The sequence below is a fragment of the Natrialba taiwanensis DSM 12281 genome, from assembly GCF_000337595.1.
In the GTDB taxonomy this organism is placed as follows: domain Archaea; phylum Halobacteriota; class Halobacteria; order Halobacteriales; family Natrialbaceae; genus Natrialba; species Natrialba taiwanensis.
The window spans coordinates 1-13,287 of the sequence record NZ_AOIL01000069.1 but is presented as its reverse complement, the minus strand read 5'-3'; the positions used below and the strand labels follow the sequence as shown (position 1 = coordinate 13,287).

At 63.2% G+C, this 13,287-nt stretch carries 11 protein-coding genes, 1 tRNA gene and 1 pseudogene; 6 read left to right on the top strand and 7 right to left on the bottom strand.

Features of this window, described 5'->3' with window-relative positions:
- Positions 1-63 precede the first annotated feature (63 nt).
- Entirely contained in the window at positions 64-1,476 is a 1,413-nt protein-coding gene (locus C484_RS20360; RefSeq protein ID WP_006827754.1) for an adenylosuccinate synthase, read from the bottom strand.
- A 350-nt stretch (positions 1,477-1,826) separates the two neighbouring features.
- Between C484_RS20360 and C484_RS20355 the strand changes: the two genes are divergently transcribed.
- Positions 1,827-2,132, top strand: a complete 306-nt coding sequence (locus C484_RS20355) for a hypothetical protein (protein WP_006109505.1) — start codon at positions 1,827-1,829, stop codon at positions 2,130-2,132.
- A 200-nt stretch (positions 2,133-2,332) separates the two neighbouring features.
- Here the strand turns inward: C484_RS20355 and C484_RS20350 are convergent, their stop codons facing one another.
- The 3 genes from C484_RS20350 to C484_RS20340 all read right to left on the bottom strand — a co-directional run bounded on the left by C484_RS20350 (position 2,333) and on the right by C484_RS20340 (position 5,946).
- The gene (locus C484_RS20350; protein ID WP_006827753.1) at positions 2,333-4,966 is read right to left on the bottom strand and encodes a DUF7527 domain-containing protein; all 2,634 of its coding nucleotides are present in this window, start codon (positions 4,964-4,966) and stop codon (positions 2,333-2,335) included.
- A 37-nt stretch (positions 4,967-5,003) separates the two neighbouring features.
- Positions 5,004-5,282 (bottom strand): UPF0058 family protein, encoded by a 279-nt coding sequence (locus C484_RS20345; protein WP_006109503.1) that lies wholly within the window; start codon positions 5,280-5,282, stop codon positions 5,004-5,006.
- 193 nt (positions 5,283-5,475) lie between these two features.
- Complete coding sequence (locus C484_RS20340) at positions 5,476-5,946, bottom strand: DUF5793 family protein (RefSeq protein ID WP_006664031.1); 471 nt, start codon at positions 5,944-5,946, stop codon at positions 5,476-5,478.
- A gap of 165 nt (positions 5,947-6,111) precedes the next feature.
- Between C484_RS20340 and C484_RS20335 the strand changes: the two genes are divergently transcribed.
- Both C484_RS20335 and C484_RS20330 read left to right on the top strand, forming a co-directional pair.
- Positions 6,112-6,825 carry a class I SAM-dependent methyltransferase gene (locus tag C484_RS20335; protein ID WP_006827752.1) on the top strand — a complete coding sequence of 238 codons (714 nt, stop codon included), beginning with the start codon at positions 6,112-6,114 and terminating at the stop codon, positions 6,823-6,825.
- Positions 6,826-6,908: 83 nt separating this feature from the next.
- Positions 6,909-6,979: transfer RNA gene (locus C484_RS20330), tRNA-Gly, on the top strand.
- A gap of 124 nt (positions 6,980-7,103) precedes the next feature.
- Here C484_RS20330 and C484_RS20325 read toward each other — a convergent pair.
- On the bottom strand, positions 7,104-7,655 hold the full coding sequence (locus C484_RS20325; RefSeq protein WP_006827751.1) for a hypothetical protein: 552 nt from the start codon (positions 7,653-7,655) through the stop codon (positions 7,104-7,106).
- Positions 7,656-7,790: 135 nt separating this feature from the next.
- Here C484_RS20325 and C484_RS20320 point away from each other — a divergent pair, with 135 nt between their 5' ends.
- A complete protein-coding gene (locus C484_RS20320; RefSeq protein WP_006827750.1) occupies positions 7,791-8,393 on the top strand; it encodes a GNAT family N-acetyltransferase in 603 nt (200 codons plus the stop codon).
- 85 nt (positions 8,394-8,478) lie between these two features.
- On the opposite strand, the gene C484_RS20315 is transcribed toward C484_RS20320, so the two are convergent.
- Both C484_RS20315 and C484_RS20310 read right to left on the bottom strand, forming a co-directional pair.
- Complete coding sequence (locus C484_RS20315; RefSeq protein WP_006827749.1) at positions 8,479-9,438, bottom strand: hypothetical protein; 960 nt, start codon at positions 9,436-9,438, stop codon at positions 8,479-8,481.
- Position 9,439: 1 nt separating this feature from the next.
- A complete protein-coding gene (locus C484_RS20310) occupies positions 9,440-10,840 on the bottom strand; it encodes an outer membrane protein assembly factor BamB family protein (RefSeq protein ID WP_006827748.1) in 1,401 nt (466 codons plus the stop codon).
- A gap of 124 nt (positions 10,841-10,964) precedes the next feature.
- Here C484_RS20310 and C484_RS20305 point away from each other — a divergent pair.
- Both C484_RS20305 and C484_RS20300 read left to right on the top strand, forming a co-directional pair.
- Positions 10,965-11,908: pseudogene (locus C484_RS20305) on the top strand (flap endonuclease-1).
- Between the two features lie 91 nt (positions 11,909-11,999).
- The gene (locus C484_RS20300) at positions 12,000-13,019 is read left to right on the top strand and encodes a zinc-dependent alcohol dehydrogenase family protein (protein WP_006827746.1); all 1,020 of its coding nucleotides are present in this window, start codon (positions 12,000-12,002) and stop codon (positions 13,017-13,019) included.
- The last annotated feature ends 268 nt before the right edge of the window (positions 13,020-13,287 follow it).

Here is a 13,287-nt window from a genome sequence, read left to right as displayed (position 1 = left end):
CGCTGTCACGGGAGCGGCGGTGACCGGAGGCAGATCGGAGACTGATTGAAGACCGTCGAGTCGCTACTCGTCGGGCGTCTCGACGATGACGGTTTCCTCCCGGCCCGGCCCGACGCCGACCGCGTAGATCGGCGTCTCGAGTTCATCGCTGACGTACTCGAGGTAGGTGCGGGCGTTCTCCGGAATCGCGTCGTAGCCCTCCTCGGCCACGGCAGCCCAGTCGACGTCTTCCCAGCCGTCGAACGTCTTGAACGTCGCCTCACAGCGGCCCCACTGTTCGGTGGTTGGGGGCATCGTCAGGAGTTCGTCGTCGTCATCAGAACGCGATGCGTTCTGATTGCTCGCCGAGGATTGCTCGGCGGTGTCGAACTCGTAGCTGTGGCCGACTTTCACTTCATCCAGGCCGGCGAGGACGTCGATGTGGTTGATCGCGAGGCCGGTAAAGCCGTTCGCGCGCGCGGCGTGGCGCAACATCGGCATGTCGAGCCAGCCGACGCGGCGGGGGCGGCCGGTGACGGTGCCGTACTCGCCGCCCTCGTCGCGGATGTAGGTCGCGAGTTCTTCCTCGTCCGCACTGGCCTCAGCGGAATCGTAGTCGGGGGTCTGGCCCTCGACGCCGCCCAGTTCGGTCGGGAGCGGGCCGGTGCCGACCCGCGAGAGGTAGGCCTTGATGATGCCGATGACCTCGCCCTGACCGACGACCGTCGGCCCGAGGCCGGTGCCGACCGTCGCCCCGCCCGCGGTCGGGTTCGAGGAGGTGACGTAGGGATAGATGCCGTGGTCGATGTCGATCGAGGTTCCCTGTGCGCCCTCGAGCATGACGCTCTCGTCAGCGTCGATGCGCTCTTGGAGGAAGGAGCCGCAGTCGACGATCATTCCCTCCTCGGCGAGGCGCTCGCCGAACTCGCGGTAGGTGTCGTAGAGATGGTCGATATCGAACGCCTCGCCGGTTTCCTTCTCGAAGACCTTCTCGGCGAGGGCCTTCTTCTGGGGGACGACGTATTCGAGCCGGTCGCGGAGGGCGTCGGGATCGAGCAGGTCGCCGATGCGGACGCCGCGTCGGCCGGCCTTGTCCTCGTAGGTGGGACCGATGCCGCGCCCGGTCGTGCCGGCGGCGAGGTCGTCCTTTTCTTCCTCTTCGATCCCGTCGAGTGCGCGGTGGTACGGGAGGATCACGTGGGCGCGCTCTGCGACGCGAACGTCCGGGTCCAACCCGCGCTCGCGAAGCGCATCGATCTCCTCGAACAGCGTCTCGGGGTTGACGACACAGCCGTTTCCGAGGACGCCGACCTTGCCCCGGACGGCTCCCGACGGAACGAGCGATAGCTTGTACTCTTCACCGTCGTGGACGACGGTATGTCCAGCGTTGTCGCCGCCCTGATAGCGGGCGACGACATCGGCGGTGTCGCCGTAGAGGTCGACGACGCCGCCCTTGCCTTCGTCGCCGAGTTGAGCCCCGACGATTGTGACGGTCATAACAGCGGCGGATTCTTGCCGATCCGATAAACAGATTACGGTATTACCGGGGCGTCACCCGGAACGAGACTGCCAACATATACACAGTTATGGGTATATTTCCGCTACCCGAGCGCGAGAATACACGCATCCATCCACGTTTGCAGCGGCCGACAGAGGGGTGAGCTGATAGCTGCCCCTGATTCGTCCGCACGCACTCGCTACCCGGCAAAATAGATCATCATCATTCATGTGTATGCCTCGCAAGCGGAAGCGTTAACTACTCTCAAAAACGACCACCGAGTTGAGAGTGGATGGCTCTCTCCTAGAGAGTAAATTTTAAAAGCCACAAAGACAAGTTAACAAATGCCATGATAGACCGACTTGAGAAGGAAGTCGATATGCTCGAACGCCATCTGCAGGTCCTGAAGATGGTCATCGAAAACGAACCCATCGGTATCGTGAAGATGTCCAACGAAACCGGCTACCCCCACCACAAGGTTCGCTACTCCCTCCGCGTTCTCGAGGAAGAAAACCTCATCGAGCCCTCCAGCCAGGGTGCCATCAAAACCGAGCGTACCGTCGAGTTCGTCGATGAACTCGACGGCAAAATCGACGACATCGTCGACAAGCTCGAGGGCATGAAGATCGAAGACGTCGCAGAGGCCGACAGCTAACGCCTGGAAACTGATCAGTCAACAGCGCTAGCTTGCCTCGAACAGATTGATCTCAATTCTTCACCGCCCCGAACGACTATTTCCGGCCGGTGAAGTATCTCCTGATCCGTACTGTTCTCGGCAGTGAGAACTCGCCCGCTTTCACTTGGCGGTAGCAGTGGACGCTACTGGTTCGTTTCGGAGAAAGCAAACGCCGTCGACTAGAGTTCTGGAACGTTCATGTGGAACCCCTCACTGCGCGATTCGACCAGACAGAGGTGGTAGCCGCTCTTTCGCGAGAGATTGACGTAACTCAACTTCGAGCCGCGGCTGAGAAAACCGCTGCTCGTTGCCTGTTCTGCAACCTCGAGTGCGCCGGGCTCGAAGTAACTCGATGTTACGGCGACGGCAGCCGCGAGATCCGGATAATTCGCCTTCACTGCCGAAGCCGCCTCCTCGAGTTCTTCGAGCAGTTCCTGGCTGGCGGGTTCGCGGGAGTCGTTGAACGTCGCGAGGACGAGCGGGTTCCCCATCTTGTCGAAGGCGACGACATCGAACGTCACCTGGTCGGGGACGTCGTCGGTATCGTCGTCCGCGAGCGAGATCGTCGCCCCGAGTTCAGCGCGGTCGATGCGCGGGATCGCATCGTAGAGGTCGGCCAGGCCGTCGGCGTGGCCGGTATCGCGGATCTCGTAGAGAACTCGTTCGGTGAGCCAATCGATGAAGCGGTGCTCGATCGTCTCGGTGAGAAACGCCTCGTAGGGTTGGTCCTCGACGGCGACGCTCGCGGCGTCGAACTCGGTGTGGTGTTCGAGGCGCAGATTCGTCGCGACCTCACTCCGGTCGGCACCGCCGTCGTGTGCGGTTTCGAGGGTCGGTTGGCTCTTGGAGGCGTAGCGCACGAAGAGGTTCGTCCCCGAGAGCGCCTGTGCAGGAGAGAGGTGGGTTTCGGCGTCGACTGGTCGGGAGCCGGAGCCGGTACCCGATCCCGCCCGAGCCTGCTCGAGTTCAGTCTCGAGTTCCGAAACGCGCCCGCGAAGCTGTTCGATCGTCGCCGCGAGTTCCTGGTTCTCGGCCCGTAACTCGTCGCGTTCAGATTTGAGTTCCCGCGCTTTGTTCGCGAGCGCGTCGTGTTTCGATTCGAGTTCTTCGATGCGGCGCGTATACTGGGTGAGCTGGCGTTTGTGTCGGTCGTCGTCAGGGGTGGGTTCGGCCGCTGTCGTGTCCGAACTGTTCGATCGTCGCGTTTCCTCAGTCGAGTGCGATCCCTGAGCGGACACTGAACTCGATTGGGTTTCGGTGTCCGTCTCGGGGGTCTTTCGATCGCCGTCTGAAGGGGCTTGCTGGGCGTTGGTGGCTCGGGATGGGGCTGTTACAGCGGATGCGGACCGAGAACTGGCAGTGGAATCTGCGTCTGCATCCGCGTCCGCGGTCGCCGAGTTGTCGGGATCGAGCGAGGGGATCGACCGGGTTTCGCGCCACTGCTCTTCGGCTTCGAACTGCTGATCGAGTTCTGCTGCGTCGGGATCGTCTGCATCAGGATCGACTGGGCCGGCAGGGTCGGCGGAGGCGGCGGGGTCGGCGGACCGGTGTGGAGTCTGGGGTGGGTCCTGTGATCGAGACGAGGGGGAGTTCTGCTCTCGATCCGGATTCCGTTCCTGGGGTTGGGGCTGGTCTCGGTGCTGCCGGCGGTCGTTCAGCTGTTCCTGCGTTTGCTCCTGGGATTGGGATTGGGACTGGGATTGGGTTTGGGTTTGGGTTTGAGCCGAATCCGCTGTCTCCGTGTCGGGACCGGCGGATGGCGCTGCTGTCTCCGAGTCGTCAGCATCGTCCCCCTCGTCTCCATCGTCTTCGAGCCAGGAAATATCGTTCTGGTCCAGTTCCTCCGCTGCTGCTTCGACCGTCTCTGGGTCCGGATTGGCTGTCATCCCGCCCTGGGCCGTGGACTCGTCCGGAGCGCCTGACTGTGCTTGTGCGGGGTCGGTTGGTGAGTCGGCGTCCGGTGCAGTGGCACCATCTACTGGTGCCGTAATTCCGTCCGACTCGCCGGAACCAGGCGCTGTAAGTGTCGAATCTCCGCTCTCGGTGATACCGTTTCCCGAGACGGCCGGCTCGGTGCCGGAGACGTCGATCGGATCGATCGCTGACTCGGTCGGGTCGGCGGTCGGCTCCGCCGTGCTCGTGTCGTCGACGGGTCCGTAGTCGTCCGCCGCTGGGTCGGACACATCGGCGTATTGGCTCGTCGCCGCCCTGCCTTCGGTAGTTTCGCTGTCGTCCGTGGCCGTCTCCGTTCCGGTCTCAACCGCTGGTGCTTCGGTTCCCGGCACGTCAGTGACCTCGATGTCGACATCGATGACCTCGTAGATGCCGACCTCATCGTCGGCTCGCTCGAACGCCTCGTCGCCGGTAATCAGCCGTTCTGCGTTCCCGATGTAGGCGGCTGCCATCCGACGACCACCGTAGTAAACCGCGTAGTAATCGCCGCTGAGAACGTTTTCGCTCAGTTCGATATAGCCGGTAAACGATCCGTTCTGGAGCGTCTCGTCGACCTCCCGGAGCGGCGTCTCGTTCGTGTAGTACTTCGCCTGAACGTCGCCCCCGTGTGCTTCCATCGTACAGAGCAACGGTAACGACGGGTGCGGTGCCTGGTAAACGGTTCCCGTAACATCCTCGAAGTCCGTGATTTCACCGCCGAGAACGCCGACGATGCGGCCGTTAAGCATACACAGCCACGAACCACCCGCAGCGACGGCTCCCGAAAAGCCACCGTCAGCGAGATCAGAGAGGCCGTCGAAACCACCACTGAACGAGCGAGAATCCCACTCCTCAACGCGCTCCTGCGTGCGCGAGTCCATAGTTCAACAAGCGGGAAGTGCAACAAATACGTTTCGCCTATATTTTCGACTCGGCATCCTCGGCAAGTTCCTTCATTCGCTTGCCAATTCGGCCCGCGCTCGAGAACTCGTCTTCGCTCATTGCCCCCGCCAGTGCGTTTCCGAGGACGAAGACGGCGTGTTTGTGTTCACTCTTTGATTTATGGACATGCGAGGGATCGACATCGAGCTGGTGGTACGCTTCGAACAGGCTCTCGTCGACCTCCTCGCGCTCTTCGAAGTACTCCATAATGACGACGAGTTCTTCGTGTAGCTCGAGGAGTTCGTCCTTATGCATACCCACAGGTACGAACGGTTTCGGCTTAAGGATTGTGTGGCGATCGGTCGCAAAACTGTCGGCGGCAGGCACGCGTTCGGATGCAATACAAGCACCGTCAGTGTGTCCCGTTACTGGCGCGACTGACCGCGGAACCGGCTTCAAACGTGGCGGCTCAGTCCGATTTGGATGAGGAGCATCTAGCGCGTTCGATCTAGAGTTCGACGCCGCTCGGGATCAGGCTGTGCTGTCGGAGGAGACTGCCTTCGTCGTCGTAGACGAGGAACGTTCGTTTGTCGTAGGTGACAAAGGAGTCGCCATCGAGCGTGATCTCGACCTCGTACCGGCCCTCGTCGTCGGCCGCACCCTCGCCGTACCCACGGGCCGCACGAATGAACTGAAGGACGTCGGCCGCGTCCTCGTTGAGTTCGAGAATGAAGTCGCCCGTGATGCGGTTCGTGACGCTGACGACGCCGGTGGTGTCGTTTCCGAGCGGTTCCTGGAGCCGCAAGGCGACGTCGGTTTCACCCGCGTCGAGGATTTCGTCGTCGGGGCCAGTAAGGCGCTCGCGGAGTGTCGCTGCTGGGCCGGTAAAGTCGATCGATACCGATGGTTTGCTCGGGTTCTCGCCAGTTTCGACCCAGTCAATATTGCTGACGTGTAACGTGAAATGCTCGCGCCTCATTCCGTACTCACGGTTAGCGCTCCCATCGTATGAACGTAACGCACAGCTAATCACGTCGGTTGACAGACACGATCTGCAGATACTCTCTTCGGCGGAACAATCTGTCCTACTGGTGCGAACGGTCGAACGCAACGCTTTTTGCACACCCGGGGCCGACACCCGATAATGGAGGAGGACGACAGAGCGACCCTCAGCACAGTCCGTGACACCTACGATCACATCGCGAGTCACTTCGCAACGACCCGCGAATACGCTTGGCCCGAAGTCGAGTCGTTCATCGAAACGACCGAGCCACTCGCCGAGCGGACTGCACCAGCCAATTCGGCGACCCGGCCGCTCGTCGGTCTCGACCTCGGCTGTGGCAACTGTCGCCACGCCGAACTGCTCGCCGCGACCGACGCCGTCGACCGCGTTCTCGGTCTCGACATCAGCCGCAACCTCCTCGAAACCGGTCGGGAACGCGCCCGCACGAACGAGTTCAGCGTCGCTCTCTGTCAGGGCGACGCTGCCACGCTCCCGCTTGCGACGGATGCTATCACTGTCGGCATCTACGTGGCAACGCTCCATCACCTGCCAACACAGGAGCTGCGACGGCGGAGCCTCGACGAACTCGGGCGCGTCCTCCGACCCGACGGCCGAGCGCTGGTCAGCGTCTGGTCGACCGCTCACGACCGCTTCGACAGTGACGCCGTCGCCGAGACGGGATTCGATACGACGGTCGAGTGGACTCTCCCCGGCGGCGAGATCGTCGACCGCTTCTATCACATCTACTCGCCGCCCGAGTTCGAACGCGACCTCGAACGGAGCGCACTCGATCTCTGCGAGTGGGAACTCTCGAGCGGAAACTGCTATGCGGTCGTCGCCGGAACTCAGGAGTGAACTCGTGGGTGTGACCCCGCTCCGGGCGGGCGATCAGATCGAAAAGGAAGAGCCTTAAACGTGGAGCCAAAACCGGGGAGTGCGCGCGGATGGTCTAGTGGTAGGACCTGAGCCTTCCAAGCTCATGGCCCGGGTTCAAATCCCGGTCCGCGCATTTTTTTGACGAACGGATGTTCACATTGCTGCTGCGAACAAATTCGCGAGCAGCAGCAATCCCGATCTGAGCAATCCCGGTCGACACTGTTCTGGTGGGTCCCACCGTACGCCGCCGTCTCCGACTACCCTTCGAGTGGCGTCCCGGGCGAGCGCGAGCGAAGGTCGGTAACGAGCGCGAAGACGAGACCGAGAACGGACCCGAAGATGACGTGCCCGAGCATACTCTCGATCGCAGTGGTCGGAAACTCGGTCGCGGTACCGGTGCCGATCGCTTCGATCCAGACAGGGAGGACGAGCAACGGCAGGATCGCCCAGATAGCTAATCCGAAGACGAACCCAGCCCCGATGAGGCGAAGTGTGAGGCCGGTTCGCGAGAGTGCTCCCGTTTCGGGACTCGTCATGATCACTCCGAGGAACACGTTGCGAGTAACGAGCAGTCCGAAGAGGAGCCCCAGCAGAATTCCGTGAACGATGTGGATGCCCCAACCGACGACACCTACTGGATCGAGCCCGTATATGCCGGGGATCGCAGCGGACACGGTATCCGGGTCGTAGACCCACATGAGGAGCCCGAACGCGAGCGCACCGATTGCGCCACCGAGCGCGCTCCCGATCGGCCAGCCACTCAAGTTCTCGATGCCGACCGCAGACTGGGTGTCGGATTCAGCACTCATACTGGTTCTGGGTGTCGTACCACAACCGGCGCTATAATGGTTTGTCCAACTGGAATATCTACTGGTAATTTCCCGAGAACGCATCACTCCGGTGTCTATTAGTGGCTCTCGTCCCAACGACCGTTCGATCCCACCGTGGACTACGAACTGCTCGCGTGGCCGCCGAACGGACCGAAACTGCGCCTCGATCACACGCGGTTCAGCTACGCCGGCAAGTTCGTCATGACGAATACGGGGAAGGCTGTCGCCCGCGAGGACGACACCACCGTCGGAGCTATCGCGTTCAACGAGGACCGAACCGACGAAAACACGCTCTGGTTGCGATACGTTACGATCGCTCGCGACCGCCGCGGTGAGGGGATCGGTCCCGAACTCGTCGCCCTCGTCCGCGACCGCGCGAGAGAGCGCGGCTACGACCGCCTCCGCATCGCCGTCAACAACCCCTTCGCATACGAAGCGCTCTATCGCGCCGGCTTCGGCTACACCGGCGAGACGACCGGCATCGCTGAACTCGTGCTCGAGTATCCGCCGACGGCGACGATCGAGAGCGAGCCTGCGATCCCCTCCGACACTTCGGCCGACGAACCCGCTGCTTCGGAAGACGCTGACCGAACTCGAGACGCGTATCAGGCCGGTCTCGACGAGTTCCGCAGCCGCGACCTCTCCGACGCCGAACACTCGTTTCTCGACTCCCGGTGCGGAAGCGAGCCACCACCGGAAGCGACGGGGAGAGACTGACGCGGAATCGCCGCGCTATAGTAACAACTGAAACGGTTTACACACTTATCGTACAGCTGTCGCACGATCAGGTGTGCACTGACTTTCAGTGGCTACTATAGCCGTCGGCCGACCAGCAAATGTACGCCGCTGCAACGACGATTGCATGGAGTGTCCCGCCGACGGCGACGCTCGTGAACGTTCCGAGTGCGACGCCGATCCGCGGGGACGGTCCGCCGTGAAAGACGCCGGTCAGGACGGTGCCGAGATAGCCGGTAGTGAGGAGTAACACAACAACCGAGAGCGGGCGTCTCACGGCGTATACGGCGCTCTCAATCACAGCCTCGACCGGGCGTTTGCCGCCGATCACGATCGCTGCGGGCGTTAGAAAGAGTCCGCTCGCGATGGGGACGACGACGAACAGCCATCCGAAAAGCAGACCGAGTCCAGTCGATCCGGGTCCGGGTCCGATTCCGAACGCTCCAACCACGAAGAGACCAGCGAGCAGCACGACCTGGACGCCGAGCACGTACGCGAAGAGCCAGCCGAGTCGGACGAGTGACGGGACGATACCCGGGAGTCCCCTGCTCTCGTCAGATCCGACTTCGGATATCGCCGATGGCGATGAGATCGCGTCCGTTTTCGAAATTGAACGAGCCGCCAGCCGAACGACCCCCGCAAACGCCACCGTCACCGCGAGCGCGAGTCCGACCTGCCAGCCGATAAGTACGGCCAGGAACACCGGTTTCAGCCCGAGAACGAGACCCGAATTCACCTCGGCCATCGGCTCCAGTGTCGGCACCAGTGCGACCGAAAGGTGGACGACGCCGTTGGCGGGAAACGCCACCATATCGACCGGATACGGCGATTCGATCCTGGCGACTGCACTCGTCGCTCCGACCGCACCGGCGAGCGCGAAGGGGACGAGTAACGCCGGTCGAGCGCGGAGCAGCATGATGGTGATTCGGATGAGGCCGATCAATCCGACGGAAGCATCGTCCGCCGGCTGCTGTGACGGTTCGGTGCCAGTCGGCGTCCCGTCGTTCGAATCGTTCGGTGTCGACATACTATTCGAGTCCGTAGAGCGCGAGCGTCGTTCCGATCACGATGCGGTCGTCGGTGACGACGGCCGGCGTCATCCCGCTGCGTTCGACCGACCCACCACCGCTGGTCGGGACCATCTCTGTGAACGTCCACAGGGTCTCGCCAGTTCCCCGATCGAGTGCGTGAAGTCCCCGCTTGCCGGGAACGAGCAGGTGCTCGTCGGCAACCGTCGGCGGTGCCCCGTACGGAAGTCGGGGAACCAACGGCGCATCGTCGATCGTCACAGCCCACCGTCGTGAGCCACTGTCGCGGTCGAGTGCGACGATGCGGAACGTCTCGGGCATCTCCTCGCGGTCGATCAATCCGACGTGATAGAGCCGCGCCTCGTCGACGGCGACACCGATGTGTTCGCTTCGGTCGAGCGATTTCGTCCAGCCGAGTTCACCGGTCGCAGCGTCGAGTTCACAGAGACGAAGCGCTCGGGTCGATGTGTTCCAGTCGATCGTGTAGACAGTGCCGTCGCGCGTTGTGAGACTGTCCGCGGGTTCGACGCCCGGTTTCGTGTCGCCGGATGAGACTTCGTCCGTGGTCGTTCGCCATTCGAGCGACCCGTTCTCGCTGGAGATTCCGACGAGCAGCGGGACGACGACGGCAGCCTCCTCCCGCCGCGTTCGGAGTTTGACAACGGCGGTACCGGTTGTCGTATCGACGACGTGGCCGACCGGGGAGGCGACGTATCCGTCGGCGGCGACCGTCTCGAGGTCGAATCGCCAGCGGTTGCTTCCGTCATCGCTATCGCTCGCCGAAAGTGCCGCCGACCGTGGATGCAGCGAGACAAGCGTCCCGTCGACGACGAGCGGCGAGCCGAGCCACTCGCCGGCGGAAGCTCTGGGGGGCAGTCGAGACGCACTCGTCGAGTCGCCGTCGAGCCACCAGCGAGCGCGTTCCTGGCCGATCCCCGAAACCGAGTCGGGCCAGCCGCCGCGGTCGGCAGCGTAGCCGCCGATGACGGTGCCGTACGGAACGACCAACACGCCGTCCCGGTAGAGTTCAGTCGAGGCGAACGCCATCGGCAAGATATCACGGCCGAACGGCCCGTAGGTGCTCGCACGCGTCCCCTCGCCCGTCGCGGCGTCGAGGACGAAGAGTCCGTTGCTGTACTGGCAGTAGACGGTTTCGTTCGCGACGACCGGCGGGTACCAGCCGGAGGCGCTGACCGAGCGTTCCCAGGCGATATCGACGCCGTCGCGCGGGAGGGACGCGTTCGGGACGAACCGCGTCCGACCCGGGTCGCGGCCGTACATTCGCCAGTCGGTATCACTGGTCCCGGGCGTCCGCTCAGCGCCGAGGCAGCCCGCGCCGAGTAGCGATCCCGCACCGGCGAGAACTGCCCGTCGACTGACATTCTCGACGGAGTTCTTCACAGTACGTATCACAACAGTAAAATTAGAAAATAAAAGTGTTTCCGTTCGTGGAGAACGTCCGACGGCGAGTGAACTCGCGACGGAAGCCAACGATTCAAAACCCGTTCGCCCGAATAGAGAGGCAATGGGAAACGCTGCTTTGCGCGACATCGCCGTCATCGAGGAGGTTCCGTTCGCGGACATCGAGGGCGTCGTCGCCGTCGACGCGCACAACTGGCTCTACCGCTATCTGACGACGACGGTCAAGTGGACCAACAGCGCGAAATACACGACCGCGGACGGGACCGAGGTTGCCAATCTGGTCGGCATCGTTCAGGGACTGCCCAAGTTCTTCGAAAACGACGTGACGCCGGTGATGGTCTTCGACGGCGGCCCCTCCGAGCTCAAGGAAGACGAGATCGAATCCCGGCGGGACCAGCGCCGAACCTACGAGGAGCAACTCGAGACCGCCCGCGAGGAGGGCGACGAGGTCGCCATCGCCCAACTCGAGTCCCGAACCCAGCGGCTCACCCCGACGATCCAGGAGACCAGTCGCGAACTTCTCCAACTGCTCGACGTGCCGATCGTCGAAGCTCCCGCCGAGGGCGAGGCTCAGGCCGCGCACATGGCTCGGCGCGGCGACGCCGACTACGTCGGCTCGGAGGACTACGACGCCCTCCTCTTCGGCGCGCCGCTCACACTTCGCCAACTGACGAGCAAGGGTGATCCCGAACGCATGGATCTCCAGGCGACGCTCGATCACCACGACCTGACCCTCGAACAGCTCATCGACGCCGCCATCCTCATCGGCACCGACTTCAACGAGGGCGTCTCCGGTATCGGCCCGAAAACGGCCATCGCGGAGATCACCGAGCACGGGGACCTCTGGAGCGTGCTCGAGGCCCGCGGCGACTCGATCCGGTACGGCGACCGCGTCCGTGAACTCTTCCGCGAGCCGAACGTGACCTGTCTCTTATACACANAGCGTACGTCACCGCCGAGTGGGGGGTCGATCCGGCGGAGGTCGAACGAGGCTTCGAGCGTCTCGAGGAGAGTGTCACGCAGACGGGGCTCGATCGCTGGACGTAAAACATGATGTGAGTACCAGGTGACTATCGCAGAGCCAGCAAAACGGTCGGTAAGCGGAGCACCGAAGTTCGGCCGTCCCGTCCATCCGGCTATGTACGCCTACGAGGTGCAAGACGCGACGAGTGACTACGCGGGAATCGTCGAGACCGAGCGCGAGCGGCCGGAGCCGGACGCCGACGAGGCGCTCGTTCGAGTTCACGCCGCCTCGCTCAACTACCGGGATCTGGCGATTGCCAACGACGAACTCGCCTACCCCGGCGTGGAATTGCCGGTCGTTCCGCTCTCCGACGGTGCCGGGGAGGTCGTCGCGGTCGGCGACGAGGTCGACCGACTCTCGGACGGCCAGCGGGTCGCGACGCCGTTCGCACCAGACTGGATCGACGGTCCCGGAACGCAAGAGAAGATCGCCCGGACGACGGGCGGCAACGTCGACGGTGCGCTGGCCGAGTACGTCACGTTCCCCGCTGCCAGCCTCACGACACTACCCGATCACCTCTCCTACGAACAGGGGGCGACGCTCTCGTGTGCCGGGCTGACCGCCTGGCGCGCGCTCGTCGAAGACGGCGGGCTCGGCGCGGGCGAGCGCGTCCTCGCGCTCGGAACCGGCGGCGTCTCGACGTTCGCCCTCCAGTTCGCAGCACTCCACGGAGCCGACGTCTTCGCGACCTCCTCGAGCGACGACAAACTCGAGCGCGCCCGCGACCTGGGCGCGACGTGGACGTGCAACTACGAGGAAACGCCCGACTGGGGTGAACTCGTCCGGGAGCGAACCGGCGGTGGCGTCGACCACGTCGTCGAGGTCGGCGGCCCGGGAACGCTTGAACAGTCACTCGCGGCGGCCGCTCCGGGCGGGCACGTCCACCTCATTGGCGTCCTCGCCGGGCAGGAGGGACAGGTTCATCCGGGCCCGATCCTCCACAAGGCGCTCACCGTCGAGGGCGTGATGGGCGTCGGCAGCCGCGCGATGTTCGACCGGATGACTCAGGCGATGGCCGCCTCGGAAATGGAGCCGGTGATCGACCGCACCTTCGACGCCGCCGATGTCCGCGAGGCGTACCGATACGTCGAGGCCGGCGAACATCAGGGGAAAGTCGTCATCAGCCTCGAGTAATCTCCCGTTGACAGTGGACCGTTTCGTCTGTCAAACAGTGCAATTTCGATTCGACCGCTGGGAGGGGATCCCAGTGCGGGGAAACCGGTAGACCCGTTCTCAACCGTCCGTCCGTGTTATTCGGGCTATAATAATCCGTTCCTCACGGATACAGGAGACCGGGGTGATTGCCCATGTCACAGCACACCGAACGCAACCGATCCGAGTCGGCGGCTACCGAAACCGAAACCACCAGCGAGCGGTCGCCGGCAGATCGACGGCGCGGTCC

Excerpts from the sequence above, each read along its gene's own strand:
- C484_RS20360 (WP_006827754.1), bottom strand. The coding sequence starts at position 1,476 with ATGACCGTCACAATCGTCGGGGCTCAACTCGGCGACGAAGGCAAGGGC.
- C484_RS20355 (WP_006109505.1), top strand. The coding sequence starts at position 1,827 with ATGATAGACCGACTTGAGAAGGAAGTCGATATGCTCGAACGCCATCTG.
- C484_RS20350 (WP_006827753.1), bottom strand. The coding sequence starts at position 4,966 with ATGGACTCGCGCACGCAGGAGCGCGTTGAGGAGTGGGATTCTCGCTCG.
- C484_RS20345 (WP_006109503.1), bottom strand. The coding sequence starts at position 5,282 with ATGCATAAGGACGAACTCCTCGAGCTACACGAAGAACTCGTCGTCATT.
- C484_RS20340 (WP_006664031.1), bottom strand. The coding sequence starts at position 5,946 with ATGAGGCGCGAGCATTTCACGTTACACGTCAGCAATATTGACTGGGTC.
- C484_RS20335 (WP_006827752.1), top strand. The coding sequence starts at position 6,112 with ATGGAGGAGGACGACAGAGCGACCCTCAGCACAGTCCGTGACACCTAC.
- C484_RS20325 (WP_006827751.1), bottom strand. The coding sequence starts at position 7,655 with ATGAGTGCTGAATCCGACACCCAGTCTGCGGTCGGCATCGAGAACTTG.
- C484_RS20315 (WP_006827749.1), bottom strand. The coding sequence starts at position 9,438 with ATGTCGACACCGAACGATTCGAACGACGGGACGCCGACTGGCACCGAA.
- C484_RS20300 (WP_006827746.1), top strand. The coding sequence starts at position 12,000 with ATGTACGCCTACGAGGTGCAAGACGCGACGAGTGACTACGCGGGAATC.